The organism is Hyunsoonleella jejuensis, from assembly GCF_900111025.1.
GTDB classification, from domain to species: Bacteria; Bacteroidota; Bacteroidia; order Flavobacteriales; family Flavobacteriaceae; genus Jejuia; species Jejuia jejuensis.
In genome coordinates this window covers 314,267-335,373 of sequence record NZ_FOFN01000003.1, presented here as the reverse complement: position 1 = coordinate 335,373, position 21,107 = coordinate 314,267, and the positions used below count along the sequence as shown (strand labels likewise).

Genomic DNA, 21,107 nt, shown 5'->3' with positions numbered 1-21,107 from the left:
TTGGTTAGCTCAATATTTAATTAATTTGATTTTCTCCACTTTTCAAAATTATCTGTTTTCCATTTTGAATATAGGTTCCCGTAAGCCCCTCAGGAAGAAAAATAGTTCCTATAATCTTTTTACTCTTTGTTTTCTTTAAGTTGACTTTAATCTCACCTAGTTTATGCGGCATTGAACCCTTGACCCAATTTAAATCTCCCAAATGAGGTTCGATTCGTACTGAATTGAACCCTGGAGCAGCAGGTTCTATGCCGCATACCAGCGCTAAATAATAGTACAAAGGTGAAGCACTCCAAGCATGACAATCGGAACGCGTTGGGTCCGCTTTCTCAGGAAATGTAGTAAGTCCTTTATCAAGTAAGTCACTTAAAATATCTAAAGTTGATATATACATATTTCCTAATCCTACCTTCTTAAGCGCTGCTATCTTATAAAAATCAAAGTAAAATGAGGTTTGTGCTATCTCCTTATTACTAAAAACACGTAGTATTAATTCTTTTTCTTGAGTTCCATCAAAAGCGTTACTTAATATCGCTAAGACATTAGCATGTTGACTAAAAGAGGTTTTCTCTGGGGTATCGGCAAGCAATTGCTTATCCTCATCCCAACAATGTTCTAGTATCGATTTTTGAGTAACTTCTGCTTTTTGGGCCCATTTATCTTTAAGTCCAGACATGCCGTATGCTTCAAATATTTCCATTGCTTTTTGAATGGTATAAACATATTGCATTCCAATAACCGCAGAGTATTCTTTCTCTTGCGTCAACGGTGGGTATCCCGTTTTCCACTCATCAACCCAATCTACAAAAAGCCAACTTTCCAATTTACCGAGCATGCCATTTTCGGCTACACGTGCATCGTACCAATTAAGAATATCAAGGATGGCTGGAACCATCTTCTCGATAAATTTATCATCTTCACAATGCATCATATAATCGTTTACCATAGTAATCCAAACCAATGAAAAAGGCGCTATTATTTGCTGGGTACTACTTGGATAACGTGACTGTGTTAATCCGAACGGTAATCGAGAATCATAATAATCTTGAATGGCATCTTTCCACAATCGCGTGTCACCAGAAGCATAGGCTGTGTTGAGTCCTTGTATGCGCGTATCACCTGTATATTGTAGTTGCTCGTAGTACGGGCAATCAAAAAACAGTTCTCCAGCACATAAACGTTGGGTTCTCCAAGCCACATCAAAAATAGCACTCATACGGGAGTCTTCACTTTCAAAACTAGACTTTAGCTCGAATGGATACCCCGTAAACTCACTATTAAACCCTTCAAGTATTAAAGGCTCTTCACCTGTTGTAATTTCTAATTCTACATAACGAAAACTCCGCCACCAAAGTGGTTCAAAAAGTCTATCATCACCGCCATCTACTTCAATGATATCATAATTTCCCCACATGACCTTACCTTCAACCTCGTTTCGATTCCCTTTATTAAAAGTAGGCTTCCCATCTTTAGGTATAAAAAGACTCTCAGCATAAGTAATTTTAATATGACTATTAGACCCCTTACTATATTTTAGTTGGGGATATGCATTGGTTAAATGGCCTTGATCCAATAAAATAACGGCGGTACTATTCGCAGGTATTTTAACAGGTTTACTGCCTGTTATCAAATCCTTTGCATTTTTTACACCTTCCATTCTTCGTACTGAAGCGAAGTGCTGTATTTTAGTTTCCATCATTGGAATGGAACGCGGACATAACAGTCGCTTATCTGTTTTTCCTGTAATATTATAATAATTCGTGGGCGTCCCATTATTACCTTCTTTTACCTTTTTCCACGCGATTTCATTATCTGATGTTTTCCAGTGCCATGGATGTAAATCTCCTCTAAATTTTTCTCCTGGTCCGCTTGCATAAAAGCGTCTAAGATGGTTTATTTTATAAAAAGAATAGGCCTCATCAATAACTACATTCCAAGTTTTATTGGTATTTATTTCTTTTTCCTTTTCTGTATTCCCCTGAATGATCAAACCTGTTTCAAGCGACATTTGAGCGACAGGTTTAAACGCTGCCATATTCCATACTTTTGCGGCGATATGGTTCTCACCTGTTTTAAGGTATGGTGCAATATCTACCGTATCAAATAGCCAACGATTTAAATCGCCACGCGCTGGACCCCGAGTTATTATCTCTCCATTTATGTAAAATACATAACGATTATCTGCTGAAATATTTATCACATAATCTTGAGGTACTGTTTTAAAAGACAAGACTTTCTTAAACAAATACACTCCTGATTCATCACCTGCTATTTCGGGATGCGTAATCCATTTTGCAGACCACAATTCTTGTAATAATTTAGAATTGACATCAGCTGTGTTTTGTGCACTTAGCAGAACTACACAAAAGATAGTTAAAAATGTTAGAATTGTTTTTTTCATCAGTTTAAGTTTATTTTAAAAGTCACAACTGAAATTTTTTGAGTAATTTTTAAATTTTTATTTCAAAAAATCTTCACCCCATTTTTCTCTAAGTTCCAGTGATAATGTTTTAACGAGATTCCCATATTCTAGTTTTTCAGCCAAGTTTTCTAATTCTAAAGGATCATTTTTATGATCGAATAGCATACGCGCATAGGCAACCCCATTATCATCCGTCCATTCCGTGTAAAACAAATCGCCTTTTATAAGAGTAACTGCATCTTTGAATTTAGAAACTGCCCAATTTTTCTGTGGCTTTTCGCCATTTAAAATAGGCACAAAGCTTTTACCGTCAACTGTATTGGGAATATCTAATCCCGCCAGTTCTGCTAAACTTGGGTAAATATCTATGTATTCGGTTATGGCATTTGTTTTTTCTCCTTTAGTTTTTCCTGGCACTTTTATTATCAATGGTGTTCTTAGAGAAGTTTCAAATGTAACGTGCTTGCACCATAGCTTGTGGTCGCCTAAATTCCAACCGTGGTCTCCCCACAAAATAACAATTGTGTCATCCTCCAATTCTAAACGTTTTAGTTCATCCAAAACCAAACCTATTTGCGCATCGATATAACTTACACAGGCGTAGTAGCCATGAATTAATTCTCTGGCTAATGCATCTGGTAAATCTCCTTTTTTTGGTATGTTTTCATATTGGCGCAACTCACCAAAATTGTGAAAGGCTTGTTTAGGAGTATTCTCTGGTTGAATATAACTTTCGGGTAATTCTATACTTGCCCTATCGTACAAATCCCAATACTTTTTTGGTGCTGTAAAAGGCAAATGGGGTTTCATTAACCCCATGGTTAAGAAAAAGGATTGCTTTTCTTGCTTTAATTTTTGTAAATCCCTTATGACTTTTAATGCCAATTTTCCATCTCTATACACAGAGTCGTGAACCTCCGCCATTTCGATAGGTAAGCCCCTACGGGTATTCTTTCTTATTTCTTGACTTTCTGGTAAGGCATAGCTCCACAAGCCATCTGCTTGCCATATTTCGTCCCATGCATTTTTATCATCTGTTTTATGATGGTATATTTTACCATTAGAAATTGTTATATATCCGTTTTGTTTTAATAACATAGGCAACGAGATAGCCTCTGGGTAATCTTCATCTTTTTTAATATGCGCATTGATAAATCGTTTTCTTGTAGGTCTCGCCCCTGTCATTAAACTGGCTCTAGAAGCTCCACACACTGGAATATTACAATAAGCACGACTAAACACCAAACTCTCCCCAGCAAGTTTATCTAAATTTGGAGATTTAATATGATTTGCGCCGTAAAAATTAAGTTCAGGACGCAAATCGTCAACAGCAATAAATAAAATATTGGGCTTTTTGTTTTTGTTAGATTGCGTTTTAGTTTGACTGAAACTATTATGCCCAGAAAAAACTAGACCGCACAGGAATAATTTTAAGAGTAATGCTTTCATTTCGTGATTTTTCTTTTTAGTTTCTTTGTTTTGCCCTTTTTAAGGGTAATTGCAATTAGGCCTTCGTAACCTTTAGATGCTAACTGTATGGCATCTACTTTATAATTTTTTATATCCTCAACATCGTCAAAATCAATATCATTCAAATCTACTGCAATTAAATCCTTCCCGTCAACAATCACAGTTAAAGGTTGTGTATAACTCCAACTTGTCCGCTTATTAGGTTTTATCTCATTTATAATTCTTTGTACCAAATCAGTTGAAAATTCATCTTCTTCAACCAATTCGCCGTTTTGTGGTTTTGTAAAACGTCCAATGAATAATATGCTTCGAGTATAATTATCAAAAATGAAAAACATGAACGGATGATCGGCTACAACATCTTTGCGTTTGGGTATTCCACGAATATATGCTACGGCTACAGTAGCTGCTGCAGCTTCAGTATATTCTTCGTTAAGGTCTATTTGGGTTTTATGTATAAATTGACTAAAGTGCAGGCTATCGTTTCGATTAATTCCAGAAAAATCGGCTTCCTGATTAAACATGGTTTCTAGACCTAATTTTTTTAAAACTGGTTTTAATTTAAGCTGAGACTCCAATTTTATTTTTGGCATTGAAAGCCTAACATTTAAGGTATCAGCATCTTCCAATAGCTCAATAAATAATTTATCATTTAACTGGCTTTCAACAGCTTCTAGACCAAAAAAGTCTTTTGGCAAAATAATTCCAAACGATAAGTTTGATTGCTTATAAGGCTTTGCTACAAACTGAAAAGCTTCATTTTCAAAATACATCAGCTTTTCTGTTTTATTCATAAAATCTGTACGATATTGGTTAATGCTATCGGTAAAAAATACATTTTTATGAGTTGCACTTTTTTTAAACGCTTTAAGCCATTCGCCTTTAAAATAAACTGCATTGGAAATAACTAATTTCGAGTCGACATTTAAATCTGACAGGTTTAGAATGTTTTGTATTCTGTTGTTGGTATTTTTAGCAACCCATTCATTGATTTTTGAAACTGCCAAACCTGTGTTTTTAAACTCGATTTGATGAACATCTGAACCGTACTTATGTAATACTGAATTTCTGTAAGTTGTATCTACTTGAAACCCTATGTCTGACCAAAGGGCATTTGCCACTTTTAAACCATATAAACTGTCTGATAGCTGTTTTTGGGTATTTAATAATTTGCTTGGAATGTATTGAGAATTTTCAATGTACAATACGTTCTCAAACTCTTGCCTAGTTGTATTATTAGCACCTTCATAAGCCATTAAAAGTGCATAATACGTACTTAAAGGTGAGAGCAAAAGGTTTTCATTTTCTTCTTTTAATTCGCCGTATAAATCGAAGGCATACTGATTTAAAGAATTATAAGTATCGCTATTTTGTGCATGCAATGGCCCCATGTAGGTTATTATTAAAAAAATGATAACCAAAATTACAATAGGTTTATAATTCATGATTTTTAGTTTAACTTTTTAATTTAAAAGATAACAACTTTAGCATCCTTCAATACCCGTTAGAGTAATTCGTGTTTGAAGAAATATAAACGCAAATTTTACAACAAGAACCATAAAACAATAAACCCTCTATAGTCAAACTATTTGGCTATTGATGTTCAACATAGGTTGCTCATAAAAATTGAGTTTTAGACAAATCATCAACGCATATAAAAACTCTGTTTAATTTATGTTTTATTGCTTCATAATTTTAACAGTAGCCTGGTTCTCTATACCTACTTTTACAAAATAAATACCTGAAGGTTTATTAGAGATATCAATATGCACTTTACCTCCATTTACAGCATGAACCTGATTTGATATTAATTGACCATAAACATTAAACATTTGTAACGTTACCTCTTTAAAGTCATTTGGAATATACATATCAAACACACCTTTCGATGGATTTGGATACGCTAAAATATTTTCTAGCATATTTATTCTTTTAGATAATTTACCTTGACAGTCGGTCTTTGCCTTAACGTCAATAACATCGCCATGAGCTACATTAATTTCCAAATATTTTTGGTATGTCGTCATTAATAAATCACCATTTTTAATGATGGTATAAGGACCTTCACCACTTTCAATAGCAATAGTCGCTTTGTCTTTATTTTGAGCTATTTTACCTGAAATAGAATTTCCAGATTCAATTTCTAAACTAAAGCATTGTTCAAAATCTTCGCCATCAACTGTGATACAGAAATCGTAATTTCCAGAACTTAAATTTTCAATAGTTATATCTTTTGTAAAACTATAATCTACTCCAGCAATTTGTATCCTATAGTTTTTGGTACGCAGTGTATTTATAATGATTTTTCCGTTATTTTTACCTGTACATGTTTCGCTAATGGTTTCAATATTAAAATTATTAGAAGGTAATGCCTCTGTAAAGTTAACACCGCTCAATGCTATGGTATTAATCGATAATTTGGGTAGAATAATTTGGCCTGTTCCCTCTTTGATTAATGATAACGGACTATCGTTGTAGGGTAGAGCACGCTCTTCATCTACAGCCAAAAACGCCATAGCTTTATGTATATACGTATCTGTAAAAATTCCACCGTCAACTGACACATTAAAAACCACATCCTTATCGGTTAAATTCAAAGCCAAAATAGTAGCTTTACCATCTTTCCAAACTACTCTAGCACTTACTGCTTTTACACCTTCAACAAGGTTTGGAGCCTCTATGTCACTACCTATTAATGTACTATTTTCAAGAATACTTCGGGTAATTTCATAAGCCGACCCAAATAAGGTTTTTTCTAAAGGATATTTTATTCTTTCTTTAGTATTACCTTGCCCATCTATATATTCTTCCCAAACCAGCATTGAATTTAATTTACCATTGGTACTAAACCAATTAGCACGCTCAAAAATATCTTGATTTTCGCTCATCATTAAAAAACAATCCACAGCACCTAATGCCGATACCGCATTAGGTCCTCCAGATTTCACACCCCACTCTGTTAACCAAATAGGCTTATTCGTTACTTTACGCGGGTAATCTATGACTGATGCTAATAAGTGTTTTCTCGCTGTTAAGGCTGTGCTATACGCTTCATCGCTGTTACTGGCATCATCTGGATCTGAACCTACATAGGTATGTATGGTAACAGCATCAAAATAGGACTGATCTACGGTTAAGTCTATATTCCAATTTGGGTTTGCCCAACTATCACGTCTAAGTAAGGGTATAGATACTCTAATATTTGGATTTAGCTCCTTTAAAGCTGCCGACATAGATTTTGCTCTGGCAATATAATCTTCTGCATTAGGTATTATTGAACTTCTCTGTCCTGGATAAAAATTCTCGTTACCCATTTCAACGTCTTTAACTTCAAATCCTCTATTAATTAAATCTTGATAGCGGGCAACACTTTCGGGAGAACCATTGCTAAAATCAGTGCCATCTGCACTCATATTGAAGGTCCACATCATACTGAACCCTTTACCTGTATTGGATTTACGTTCCGTATTTAATGTGGTTAAACCATCAATTCCCACTTTTATATTATTGTTATCAAAAATATATAAATTGGCCAAAAAATCTACCTCTTTCATTCTAGGGGTGCCATTAGCGCCCTGTTTGTACTCAAACTGCTCTTCACCAAAAAGTCTAGACACATCTCTTCTCCAGTCATACCAATTAGCCCATAACCCATGAGGAAAACGTACTGAAAGTGGATTGAACAACCTCACGAAATCTTTTTCTTCATCAGTGCTAAAATGGTGAATATTTGTTCCTAATAATAAGTTATTGAAGCTTTCTTGAGACTCAGTATTCAAATTTATGGTTGCTTCAATATTATCGGGCAGATTGAAAGGATAATCTTGTGCATTACTTTTTAGAATCACAATTAAAAACAATAGTAGTACTTTTATTTTCATGGCATTTTTTTGTTCTTAACTTTACCTGTTACTTTTTATTTTCAATATGTAAAAGGTTAATTTTTTAATCTTAGTATTATACAAGTAATATTCATTCTTGACAAGAAAAAATTAATTTGTAAGTTTACTTAATTTTTAGGTTTTATCTATCCTGTAGTATGCTGTAAAAAATATGATAAAAACAAAAAAACCCAGAGATAAACTTCTGGATTTTATAAGACTTTCTAATTAAGATAGATATCACCCGAAAACTAATTAACCCTAAACCTCAACTAGTTTTAATTTTCGCCGCTAGTACGCGCTTTCTGCTCTACAAAATAAGGTTGAAATATGTACATAAACTTTTCATCTCATTTTACATTTGTGGCAGGTAATAATTTTTTAAATTCCCCTATTTCATCTTTATACCATTGCAAGCAATGATTCCATATGCCATTTTAATTAAGCCCAGATTTAAATTCGCTAACCATGTTTTTTATAATTGCTTTTGTATCTCCTTCTTTAAGGCTTTCAAACGATACATAGCCACGGTAATTACTAGATTGTATTATTTTAGCGATACGTTGTAAATCCGCAGGAACTTTGGTGCTATCTTTTTGTTTTACATGTTCTTTTACAAAAAAGTAGTTGGCATAAGGAGCAAGGTTTTCAATTTCTTTGTAAGGGTCGCTAGAAGGTAAACTTCCACAATCTAAAATTAATCCAAACCAGTCTGAATTTACTCTTTTTAACATGTCAATAACCTCTTCACTTGTAAACAAAAATTCATCATGATTCTGCAGACCAACAATGACACCGTGAAGTTCGCCATATTTGGCACAGGTTTTAAAGTCCTCCACCATCCATTCCTTTACATCGTCTTTTGAATAGGTTTCACTTTTATGTCTTCCAGTAAAAATTCTCATTATAGGTGACCCTATTTTAGAAGAAACCTGTAACCAGTTTTTGATAAGTTCAATGTCATTATTTCTTTTTTCAAGATTTGGGATGGCAAAGTCATTTCTAACACCAGTCCATGAAATATCCAGACCCAACTCAAGTGCTTTTCTTTTTAAATCAAAAAGCTCTTTGTTTGAAGGTGCTTCTGGATAAGAATTGAAATAATAACCCGTTATATCTACTGCATCCAAACCAATATCAGTAGCAAATTCCATCATATCATAAAAAGTCATTTCACCACTTCTGAGCTCCGTATTAAACGAATACGCATTGATGCTGTATTGTAGCCTTGATGTCGTGCTTTTTTTTATTGGGTTGGTGTGAGCCATCAGTTTGTTAGCTCCCAATACTAAGGGTGCTAGTGCTAAATTTTTCAAAAGTTTTCTTCGCGTTATGTTCATCGAATTTAAATTTAAGACATGTATAATTTTTATTTTATTATAGTGCCATAATCTTTTCCCAAATACTATCGTTAACAGACATGCCTTCTTTCAAATTTTTTGCTCTGGTTTGTGCGCTTCGTTCACCTGGATAGTAAATTGTATCTTCAGGATTTATTGGTTCTACGTCATGGGTAAAATCAATAATTTCTTCTAAAAGCTTTTCCTGTAGTCCATTGTCTTTAAAAACTTTAGGATATATACAAATAAATATCTGTGAAATGGCTGTCTCAGTTTCTTTTGCGCTTATTTTGTAGGTAGAGTTTCCTGCAGAAAGTATGGTGGCTAACATATCAAATACCATTGATAGCGCAGATCCTTTCCAAAAACCGATAGGCAAACCACGCTCTTTTGATAAAATTTTATTAGGATCATTTGACAATTCGTCCTTGTCATCCCAACCCCCATGATACGGTAATTTTTCTCCTTTCAGTCTATAATCATTTATCTTACCGAATGAAAACTGTGAAAGTGCCATATCCAATATAACATGTCCTTTTTTTCTTGGTATAGATACCACAAAGGGATTATTACCGATTCTGCTGTCCTTCCCTCCCCAAGGTGGCATGTTTGGTTTAGTATTCGTAAAAAGTATCGAAATGCAATTCGCATTAGCGATTTGTTTTCCATATGTTCCACCCCTCATCCAGTGATTGGTGTTGCGTAAAGCTACCATACCCATGCCATGTTTTTTTGCCAATTCAATGGCTCTGTCAGTACACTTAGTTGCATTTACGATTCCAGGGCCTAGGTTGCCATCCCAACGCTCAATATTGCCAAAAGAATCTACTTTCTCTGCTTCAGCATCAATTTTAATTATTCCTTTTTTTACATATTCTATAAAAAGAGGCACTCGATTGATGCCATGTGAACTTATACCATCTAAAGTGCTTTCTGTAAATACACTAGCAAGTAATTTAGCATTCTTGTTGGTGAATTTATATTTAATAAAAAGCTCATATAGAACCTTTAGCATATTATCTGGTGAAATTTGCATGAATTTCTCTGTCTAATTTTAATTGTTTACAACAATACGATAGCTATTAGTACAAAACAAAGGAAGCTTTTATAAATTTATTTCTCCTTACTTGTTCTTGCCTTCTGCTCCACAAAATAGGGTTGAAATGTATATTTAGACTTTTCATCCCACTTAACATTTTTGGTAGGTAATAACTTCTTCAGTTCTTCTATTTTGTCTTTATATTCAGGGTTACCAGAAATGTTTGTCCATTCATTTGGGTCTTTGTTACGGTCGTATAATTCTTGAGTACCATCTTCATACTTAATATACCTATACTGTTTCGTTCTTACTGCGTGATTGTTCATTCCGTATGTTGTTAAGGCATAAGATTCATCAACACCTTCATTGTTGTTCATCATAGCAACTAAACTTTTACCTTCATTTCTATTATAAGCAGCAAGCCCACTTAATTCTAGAAGTGTTGGATAAATAGATAACATTTCTACCGGCGCATCAATTTTCTTCCCTTTTGGCAAAGTAGGTCCTGCAAATAGTAACGGTGCTTTGGTAGCCGTTTCCCAAAGGGCATGCTTAGCAAAGGTGCCTTTTTCACCTAAGCGGTAGCCATGATCCGACCATAATACCACCACAGTATTATCGGCATATTTACTTTGTTCTAAAGCATCTAACACACGTCCTAGCTCATAATCTACATAACTCATGCAGGCTAAGTAAGCCTGTACTATCTTTTTCCATTCACCCCTTTCTATAGCCCATTCCGTTGATGGCATCATAGGCAAATCATTTATTTGCAACCCTACTGGCGGAATATCATTTAGATCATCAGCCAAATATGGTGGTGTCTCAATACTTTCTAAAGGGTGCATATCGAACCATTTTTGTGGCACATACAATGGTACGTGAACACGCAAAAATCCTAGTCCCATAAAGAATGGCTTGTCATATTCTCTATTTAAACGCTCCACAACCCAATTGACAGATTGGTGGTCTGGCATTAAGGTATCGTTATCAGGAAATGCGCCCCAATCTGTACTCGTTCTCCCATGAGTTCCTCTAATACCCTTTCCAAAACCATCCCAAACAAAACGCTTTTCTGGGTAAGGTCCAAAACCTTTGATGCGTCCTCCGGATTCATTAAACACACTATCAGGCGCATGGATATGAAACAACTTCCCTATACCCATAGTGTGATAACCGTTATTTCCAAAATATTCAGGAAGAAACGTTATATCTTTTGTTGCAGGATTGCCATCTCGACGGACTTCATTGTCTGGCGCCATTCCATAAATACCAGTAGTTGATGGGCGCAAACCAGTCATAATTGATGCTCTCGATGGTCCACAAAGTGGCGCTTGAACATGAGCATTGGTAAACGTAACTCCCATGTTGGCCAACCTATCAAAATTTGGTGTTTTTACATTTGAAAAGTTATCGATGGGGCCAATCATATTGTTTAGATCATCAACTGCTATAAATAAAACATTTGGCTTCGACGTTTCATCTACTACTACATTCTTTTTTTCATTATTACACGAAAAAAAGAATGTCAATACTACCAATAATATCAAGTGTGTTTTATTCATAATAAAAGCTTTTTATTCAGCCCTAAACGCGGTAATTTTATCCTGTAAATCTTTTACAATATCTGGGTTTGCTTCTGCAATATTATTTTTCTCGAATGGATCTTCATCAATATTAAACAATTGCACGACTTCGCCTTTCTTTCTGACAGGGTCTGGAACGATAATTTTATACGGCGGGAAAATCGCCATATTGTAATACATACTATTTTCTATGGTATCAAAATCGTGCGCATATACTTCTCCAAAGATTCCTTTTCGTTCATTTAATGCCTTTTCATCTAAAACACTAAGTCCAGGTAAATTTTCAGGTTTTTCAATCCCCAAAATATCTAGAACTGTTGGCACCATATCTATACTACTTGTTATTGTATTTTCATCCATTTTAGCTGTAATTTTTCCTTTCCACTTGTACATGATTGGTGTACGAATACCCATATCATAAGGCGCACGTTTAGAATGCTTTAAATACCCACTTTTTTCAGGATTTTGCGCCCAACCGTTATCGCATACATATACAAAAAGTGTGTTTTCTGTTAAGCCTTTTTCTTCAAACATGTCAAATAATTGTCCACAAGTTTCATCAAACCACTCACACATCGCCCAATACTTTGCTAAATACTCTGAGTCTGTTTTCTTTTGATACTTTTCAAATAAGCGTTGCGGAGGATTATGGGGCCTGTGTGGCAAAAATGGCGCATACCATAAAAAGAACGGTTTCTTTTCTTTTAATGCCAAATCCACATAGCTGTTAATCGTATCTAAGCCCTTTCTACCTATTTCCAAGCCATAATCACCATGCCTTCCACCACGTGTTGGATCTCCATGGGTCATACCATAATCGAAACCACCAATTTTATGGTTACCATGCCACCATTTACCTGTTTGAAAAGACAAATAGCCTTTCTCTTTTAACATATCTGGAAGTGTCGTTTTCTTTTCAAAAGCAGAAATAACAGGTTTATAGGCTTCTGCCCTTTCTTTTCCACGGATATTTCCACGGTCATAGACCTTATCATTTCCTAAAATGCCATGGTCTTTAGGATATAAGCCTGTGATGATTGTTGCCAAAGAAGGCGAACATAATGGCGTTGGCACATAGGATTGTGTGAAGGTTAAACTTTCTTTTGCAAATTGATCTATACGCGGTGTTTCAATATTTTCATCTCCCATAAAACTATAATCTGTCCAAGATTGGTCATCAGACAAAATAAATACAATGTTCGGGGTTTCATTTGTCTTATCAGATTCTTGGGTTTTGGCTTCTGATGTTTTGGTTTTATTTCCGCAGGAGAAACATATCACTAATAATAAGATATAACCTAGTTTGTTCAATTTGTTCATACTTGTTGCTTATTTGTTCAGTTATTTGTTATTTTTTAAAACTTTAGTTTCTGTTTGTAAACGTCGTATTGGTCCATTATCCCCTAACAAATACATTTTTCTAAAATCTGAACCTTCTTCTTTTTCTGCTACAATAAGTCTCGCGTCAGGATGTGGATTATCAATAAGCGAAGAAATGATAAAACCTGATTTTTTTCGACTTAAAAAAACATTTGCTTTCTTAAAAGATGTGCCACCATCAGAACTATCCCATCTGCTAATTTCCCCTACATCTTCTTGCGTTTTGCTTTCTAAATATAAACTTACTTCTGAAGCAGATTTTACTTCAATATCTGCATCACCTTTAGGTAAATTATTGGTATTACCTTGTAACCATTCTTGTCCATCCCATCTAAAATGCTGTATGCGCTTAGGACCACTTCTTTTAGCTCCTATATCTGGACCAACCATTACACCAACCTGCGGATTCCCATTGGAATCTATATCCGCTATAGCTTGAAATGTCCAATCATTGGGTATTTGCTTAACCAAAGTTTTTTCGTCTGCCATTTCTTTGGTTAAAGGCATTGCTAAAGGTTCGTTTTTAGTATTTTTCCAGACACCTGTTTTTGTATCAAAAAGCATATAATATAGGTTGTGCCGTTCTGGAATATGCCCACGTGCATCTTGCGCATTTTTATTGTCTCTACAAATATGGTAATCAAATGCTACAATAATATAGTCCCCATTACCTTTGCTAACCCATGGATACCATGAATCTTCTGCTTCAATATCTGTTCTGCGCTTATGCTTTAAAAACGAAATTGGCTCATCAAATGTTTTGCCATTATCAGTTGATTTTTGATACACCCAATTACTCCTATGTGCGCCATGGCGATAAAACAAATAGATATCACCATTATCCATTTTTATAAACTGACTGTAGGTTCCAAATAATGAAATATTATCAAGTGTTTCCCATTCAGAAATATCTAAAGGCTTTTTAGAAACCGCATGTAAATTTTTTCCATAGTGGTGATTCCCTAATGGGTTTTTACCATCATCGGGTGTTCCTCCATGGCCTCCAAAAGCTATATGAATATAGTCGGCATCATCAATAAGAATAGCTGGTTTCCCATGATTGTCTATTTTCTTTTTACGGTTTGGGTCTTTTCCCATTTCACTAACGCCCACTTTAAATGGGCCTTTCCACTCTTTGGTAGTATGATTGTATGAAGCCACATAAGGATCTTCCAAAGTGCCCTGGTAGGCAACGTAAGTAATGCCTTTGTGATACACCCCTGATGGATGTTGCACAATAGCCACTGCATTTCCGAAACCATTATCAGCAAAATAATCTACCATTTCGCTACCGGCGTCGATTGTCTTTTGTTCTTTGGCTTTATTGGCACAACCCAACAAACAAAAACAAATCATAAAATTTATAACTAAACATTTATTCATTATTACTTTCTAGTTTTACAGTATCAAAAAATATAATTTTTACAGGTCCTAGTAGACCAGACTTTAGCAAATCATCATTCTTGCTATAATGATTCCAACTGGCAAATGTTGTTCTTTTTGATGGTCGTTCTGTATGATTTAATAACCAATCTGGAAGTGGTTTTGCACGTTTACCTTGTCTTGGATAATCTAATTTTAGTTTTTCGTCACCAATCAACCGATTGGGCCATAAATTGGTCACTTTAACTTCTAGGGAATTTTTACCTTCTTTCACAAATCCATCAATATTTACTCTAAAAGGGGCCTTCCATAAAGATACAATATTATTGCCGTTAACTATGACTTCTGCAATAACGGATACACTGCCTAAATCTAAGGTTACACTTTTAGTCCGCTGTATCATCTCTTCGGATAACACAAAACCTTTTTTATAAGATGCTGTTCCTGAAAAATGTTGAATCGTTTCGTCTTGCACATCGGTCCACGAAATCAAACTAGGAAACGTTTCTTTTTTTGAAGCTTCCGAGTTTATTGGGAAAGAAACTTCCCAAGCACCTGATAACACCATTGGTTTTGAAACGGATGTAACTTCTGCGGTTTTTGTTGCTCCTGATGCTGTCTTGTAATTTATCTTTCCTGCATAAGGCGTTGTCCAGCTTATGGCATCATTTTTAAATTCTAATTTTGGTTTTGCTACATCTTTAGATAATTTTAAAAATTGACCTTTTGAAATAAACATAGTGCGTTCTTCTCCATCAGTTTTATAGCTGATTTTTAAAACAGTTTTATCGCCTTCGGGAATTTTGTTATCAATTAATTCGTTAGATACTAAAATGTTATAGGTTCCAGAATTTACTATATTTTTAATCGTTTTGGTAACATCAAAAGTTTTATAATGCTGAGGAATACCCGTCGTTTCTCCTTTAAATTTTCCAAATACCGCTTTTAAAACTTTTAGAGATTTATCTCCAGCGTCAATATGAATATGCTCGCGTTCTTCCGCATAAATCTGCTTTTTGACATCACCTATTTGGTATTCCATTCTGAACTCTTTTTTATATCCCATTGCAGGGTCACAATCGCAAAACATTCTAGTCATTTTGAAATCCAATACACCTTTATCTATAGCATTATTAACTCTATCCGTAATGTCAATCAAGCCCTCTTGTAAAAACGTACCGTATTCTGCTTTTATAATTTCTAAATTTGAAAGTGGTTCTACTTGTGAAAGTTCTAATTCTGTTGAAACTTCTAATAAATGATTAGAATTCACAGGTTTTTTAAAGACAACAAAAACTGATTCTTCCATACCTAAGGATAACGGCACTGTGGTTGTTCCATCTTCATTTTCTTTAAAAACTACCACATCTTTTATAGTGCCTTTTTCTGAGTTCCAGAGCTCAGGTTGTTTTCCTACAACTCGAAAACGTGATGTAATTTCTCTAGCCTCTTTTCTAGCATTTGCTATAAAATAGATATCTGCATTGTCGGTTTTTCTATGGATGAAACTCAAATCCGAACTATCACTAGTTTCAATTTTAAAATCTGGTGTTGTATCGCTTAGAGCTTGTTCAATAGTCATGTCTTTTACCAAACCACTTCCCCATAATGCATCAACATAAGTTGTAACGTCTTCATCACAATTTGGATAGTTAGTCAAACTTGGCGATTGCATTGGTTTTTTACCAATTACTTTTGCGCCACCATCAACCAGTTCTTTTACTTTTTGTAAAGTTTCTGGTTTTATAAAGTCTGATTCTGGTAATACCAAAAGGTTATACCTATTTCCAACTGATGAGTAAATCGTTCCGTCTTTAGCAGTTAAGTCTTTTAACTTATTCGCTCCAATCAAATCATAATCAAAACCCATTTCTCTGATTTCAGGTTTTATAAAACCTGTATTTGGAGATGATTCTCCTGTAAACACCAAAACATCGGCCACATTTTTACCTTGTTGTAATAAATATTGTGAGCGCGCTATGTAATCCATATACCCCTTACTTTGTTTCCACCAAGTGTTTAAACGATTAAAATCAAAACCATGATAACTTAATGCCAAACCTGGTGCTACATCCCAAGGTTGATGTACATAAGTATGAAAAATGAAACGGGTTATGCCTTCTGCCCAAGCTCTATCTCCAATTGACTTTATGTTTGCTGGGTGTTTGTCCCAACCACCAATGCCGGTAAAAGACTCTGCGCCAACAATAGCACTGCCATTTAAATGCGCTATAGATGACACAAATTTAGGCGAATCGAAAAATGGATAACCTCCACTCCAAAATTCACACATCACTATATCACCTGTAGCACCAACCTGCATATTATCAAAAGGGCCCCAGTAAGGTTCTACAGAAAATTTCATGCCGTTTTTATGACACAATTCTGCAAAGTGAGCATAATAGTTTTCTGCTATTAAATCGCCTATAGTTCTTCTAAAATCCCATAAAAAACGTTCTGACACTTCACCACTATCCACATAATACCCCGCTAATATTGGTAAATATGTTGTTAAATCATAACCCCTTAAGGCTTGAAATTGAGCATCAAAACCCGAGGTCCAATTGGTCGTTTCAACTTCATAACTATCAATCAAGCAATTGTTTACTGTAGTTCCTACTAAATCACCCAACCTATCAATAATGGGTTGTATGCCTCCTTCCCAATAAGCATCTAAGGCTTTTTTACTCATTTTATCTACCTCTAAGCCTTTGGCTTCTGGTGGTGCTGGTCTGTTTGTAGTTCCAATGGGCGTATGTCCTAATCTTAAAATTACCCATTCGCCTTTGGGAACGTTCCACTCTAAACCATCATCTTCGTTGAATTTTGATGTTAAATCAAGGATATCTTCTTTTTGAACAATGGCATCTTTTGATATTTCTTTATCATCAGGCAATAAATGATTTCGAATGCGCTCCGAAAGGTTTTTATAATCTAAACCGTCAATCTTGATATGCGTTTTGGGTTTAGGAAAGGCCAAAACTGCAATATCTTGATAATAATTGAACTTAGTTTTGGGTTTAGGCAATTCACCTTTAAAAATTTGATTGCCTTGCAACTCTAGCTTACTAAACACCACTGTTTGCATTGCATTTTCTTTGGTAACCCAAGGCCCGCCGCTGGACGACCAACCTGCGCTATTATGAAATGCTAATTCGAGCCCTAAACGTTTAGCTTCCTTTGCAGAAAACTCAAACAAATCAAGCCATTCCTCACTTAAATATTTAACTGGTCCTTGAGGAAAACCTAAATGTACATTAAACAACTGTGCTTCTTGAATACCTACAGCTTTCATCGCTTCTAAATCTTTGGTAATTCCAGATTTAGATACATTTCCACTTATCCAATGCCACCAGGTTCTGGCTTTGGCCTGATTAGGTGGGTTTTGAAAGCCTTTATGCAACAGGTTTTCATTATTTTTCTGATTAATTTGAGCTACAGAAAAATAAATGCTTAAAAAGCAAAAAAGCAATACAGAAAGGCTTTGTTTCATTATATAAATACTCTCTAGTCAATGAACAACTCATCAATATAAGGGCCACTTTCCCCTTTGGTAACTAACTTTATATTGTTCGCTCCAGATTTTAGTACAATAATAGCCGGTACAAACTTCCATTCCTTTTCCCAACCGCCTGTTGCAGGAAACTCCATATCTCGAACATACTCGTCATTTACATACAACTTCATAGGATATAATTTGCCTTCATTGTTGTGCATGTATCTAAAACGAATACTGTAATCTCCGCGTTCACCATCATTTTCTTGATACCATGTAATGGAACCTTCACCACCTTTAAAATCTACAAAACCAGAACCTTTAAAACGATGTGCATTTCTACTCGGTTTTGCTGAACCTGTTAAAATACCATCTTCAGCAGAAATATTAACGCCTCTACCAATCCACATATCTGCGGAATGTTCATCTCCCCAGAAAAGACCTTCGTTTTTACCGAATGTTTCTTCCATAGTTAAAACAAGAACTCCGTTTTGTTTTACGATAGCTTTTACAGTAGTACCGTCTTCAACTTTAAAAGGTTCCGCGTAAGCTATACCATCCGTTTCTGGGTTTTTGCCATCTATCGTGTAAAGCACTTCAAAATCATTGGAAGCATCATTTCCAAATAACGACACAGATTGTACATCAATAGTAATGTCATCAGAGACATATAAGGCTTTATCCCCTAAAATAGAACCTACAATTACAGAAGCCTCTTTTGCATTTTGACCTTCTTCTAAAAATAATCTGGTTTTCCCAAAGAACATACTTCTATAATCCGCTTTTGTTCTGCTGGTTGGGTCTATAGGATTTCCGTTTTCCATAGACACTTTAGCCACATCACCAACGATGTTATAATACACCCTATTTTCTGCATAAGGATTCAAATTATAGTCAGCATCCATTCCTTCTGAAGTTAGAATATAGCTCGCTCTAAAATCGCCTTCTGCCTCTAATTTAGTCACTGTATTTTGTAAAGTGGACGGTTGCTGTGCTGTTGAAAAAGACGTTCTATTCACTTCTTTTCCATCAATATATCCAACGGCTTCAATTGTGCCTTCTTCGTAAGGCACTAGCCACTCGCATTGCATCTCATTCCAAACGGCTCCTGGTTTGTCTTTTCCTAAAGGTTTCCCGTTTAAAAAGAGTTCTACCTCATCAGTATTAGAATAGACCCATACCGGAATTTTAGTGCCTTTTTCCATTCTTGGGTGCGACCAATGCGGTAGCATGTGAATCATGGGTTCTTGGGTCCATTGACTTTGGTAGAAATAATATAAATCTTTTTCAAAACCGGCTACATCAATAGCTCCACCCATGAATAAGTTAAACGGTAAACCACCATGTACTAAACCTGCCTCTCCGTAATAATCAAAACCTGTCCAACGAAAATGTCCACTATGCCATGGTGTATCACGCATTACTTCCCAATATTTTCTTGCTGAGACACGAACCGTAGCATTATCGTAAGACGAATTGAAACGCTGTTTTCTGTTTCTCCAATCCTTTGGATTTAAGCCTTCATAAAAGAAAATTTCCTTTTCTGTTAAGTTCGGTAATTCATAGGTTCCTGGTAGTTCATTATCACGCCACCAAGTTTGTGTTCTATAATAGCCTCTGGTTTGCCATGTGTGTGGCGCTTCGGTAGAAATAAAAGGTTTGGTTAGTTTATTATTTTCTATAAACACTTTTGTTTCAGAACCACCATTAACACCTTGAATATCCATATCTTCTGGATTTCCTGCTCCGGAAGTAAATAATCTGGTTGGATCTAAACTTTTTCCAAAACTTACCAATTCTGGTGCCACATCGCTATGGGTTTCGTTTCCTAAACTCCAAACAAAAATACTAGGGTGGTTACGGTCTCTGGTAATCCATTCTTTTACATCGGCTTGCCACCATTCGTCAAAGGCTTGTTTTCCATAATCTTCAGGCGCCTTTTTATGCCAACCATCAAAAATTTCATCCATGACTAACAAACCAATTTCATCACAGATGTCATAAAACATGGGTGGTGCTGGATTATGAGATGGACGAATGGCGTTAGTGCCCATCCCTTTAAGTAACTCCAACTTCCAACGTAACATGGGTTTCGTCCAAGCGCCTCCTACCGGTCCACCTTCCCAATGTTCGCAAACGCCTTTTAATTTTACGTTTTCACCATTTAACCAAAAACCTGTTTCGGTTTTCCACTCCACAGTTTTAAACCCGAAGGTCGTTTCTATCTCATCAATTACTTTATTGCCATTTAAAATTCGGGTAACAGCTTTATATAAAATTGGTTTTTCCGGACTCCATAATTGTGGTTTATTAACTTCTAGTTGAATTTTAGAATGCACTGTCTTTAGCTTCTCACAATTTTTATCTAGTTCTTTTCCGTCAGGAGAAAACAAAATAACCTCATATTCTAATCCCTTTTGAGTACTTGTAACCTCAGCATCAATATTTACAATCGCTTTTGGGTTTTCAATTAAAGGCGTAGTTACAAAAACAGTATTGGGTTTAAAATGAATAGGGTTTACTTCTATCAATTTTACAGCTGCATAAATTCCACAGGGGTGATACCATCTTGCGGATGGCTCTAAACTGTTATCAACCCTTACTGCTATTGTATTTTTACCTTCTTTTAAAAATTTTGAAATATTGTATCTAAAACTGATGTATCCATAGGGTCTTTTTCCCAAATAGTTGCCATTTATCCAAACTTCGCTATTCATATACACCCCATCAAAATTAATGTAGGTGATTTTAGATAGACTCTCTTTTTTTATGTTGAATTGTTTGCGATACCAGCCAATACCCCCATCGTGATAGCCACCACCTTGTCCTTGGTCTCCGCCTTTGCGCACCCCTTTTTCGAAAGACCAATCGTGCGGTATGTTTAAGGTTTTCCATGAAGAGTCATCAATGTTTTCTTTTGAATATTCAGCATTATCTTCTAGAATAAAGCGCCAATTATTATTGAAGTTCGTTTCTGTGCGCTGAGCGTAACTATAACATGCACAAAAGCTTAAAAGCAATGCAAAAAAGATATTTTTCATTTTTAATATAACCTTTAAACAAACATAACTTTAAATCTTGTATCCCTAATCCTGTGGTGTCATGTTTTA

General features: G+C 35.4%; 11 protein-coding genes. All 11 read right to left on the bottom strand.

Going from position 1 to position 21,107, the window contains the following annotated elements:
* Positions 1-16: 16 nt before the first annotated feature.
* On the bottom strand, positions 17-2,401 hold the full coding sequence (locus BMY39_RS11310; protein ID WP_092579699.1) for an alpha-L-rhamnosidase-related protein: 2,385 nt from the start codon (positions 2,399-2,401) through the stop codon (positions 17-19).
* A gap of 57 nt (positions 2,402-2,458) precedes the next feature.
* Positions 2,459-3,871, bottom strand: coding sequence for a sulfatase (locus BMY39_RS11305; protein WP_092579697.1), 1,413 nt, complete (start codon positions 3,869-3,871; stop codon positions 2,459-2,461).
* Complete coding sequence (locus BMY39_RS11300; protein WP_092579695.1) at positions 3,868-5,337, bottom strand: serpin family protein; 1,470 nt, start codon at positions 5,335-5,337, stop codon at positions 3,868-3,870. Before BMY39_RS11300 ends, BMY39_RS11305 begins: the two co-directional genes overlap by 4 nt.
* A 234-nt stretch (positions 5,338-5,571) precedes the next feature.
* Positions 5,572-7,773: a T9SS type A sorting domain-containing protein gene (locus BMY39_RS11295; protein ID WP_092579693.1), complete on the bottom strand. Its 2,202-nt coding sequence runs from the start codon at positions 7,771-7,773 to the stop codon at positions 5,572-5,574.
* A 437-nt stretch (positions 7,774-8,210) separates the two neighbouring features.
* Positions 8,211-9,113 carry a sugar phosphate isomerase/epimerase family protein gene (locus tag BMY39_RS11290; RefSeq protein WP_092579691.1) on the bottom strand — a complete coding sequence of 301 codons (903 nt, stop codon included), beginning with the start codon at positions 9,111-9,113 and terminating at the stop codon, positions 8,211-8,213.
* Between the two features lie 37 nt (positions 9,114-9,150).
* A complete protein-coding gene (gene yiaK / locus BMY39_RS11285; protein ID WP_092579689.1) occupies positions 9,151-10,149 on the bottom strand; it encodes a 3-dehydro-L-gulonate 2-dehydrogenase in 999 nt (332 codons plus the stop codon).
* Between the two features lie 77 nt (positions 10,150-10,226).
* Positions 10,227-11,717, bottom strand: coding sequence for a sulfatase (locus BMY39_RS11280; protein WP_092579687.1), 1,491 nt, complete (start codon positions 11,715-11,717; stop codon positions 10,227-10,229).
* A 12-nt stretch (positions 11,718-11,729) separates the two neighbouring features.
* Positions 11,730-13,058: a sulfatase-like hydrolase/transferase gene (locus tag BMY39_RS11275; RefSeq protein ID WP_092579685.1), complete on the bottom strand. Its 1,329-nt coding sequence runs from the start codon at positions 13,056-13,058 to the stop codon at positions 11,730-11,732.
* Positions 13,059-13,079: 21 nt separating this feature from the next.
* Entirely contained in the window at positions 13,080-14,474 is a 1,395-nt protein-coding gene (locus BMY39_RS11270) for a BNR-4 repeat-containing protein (RefSeq protein WP_218141008.1), read from the bottom strand.
* Positions 14,475-14,493: 19 nt separating this feature from the next.
* Entirely contained in the window at positions 14,494-17,994 is a 3,501-nt protein-coding gene (locus tag BMY39_RS11265; protein WP_092579681.1) for a glycosyl hydrolase, read from the bottom strand.
* A 14-nt stretch (positions 17,995-18,008) separates the two neighbouring features.
* Positions 18,009-21,038: a glycoside hydrolase family 2 TIM barrel-domain containing protein gene (locus tag BMY39_RS11260; RefSeq protein WP_092579679.1), complete on the bottom strand. Its 3,030-nt coding sequence runs from the start codon at positions 21,036-21,038 to the stop codon at positions 18,009-18,011.
* Between the last annotated feature and the right edge of the window lie 69 nt (positions 21,039-21,107).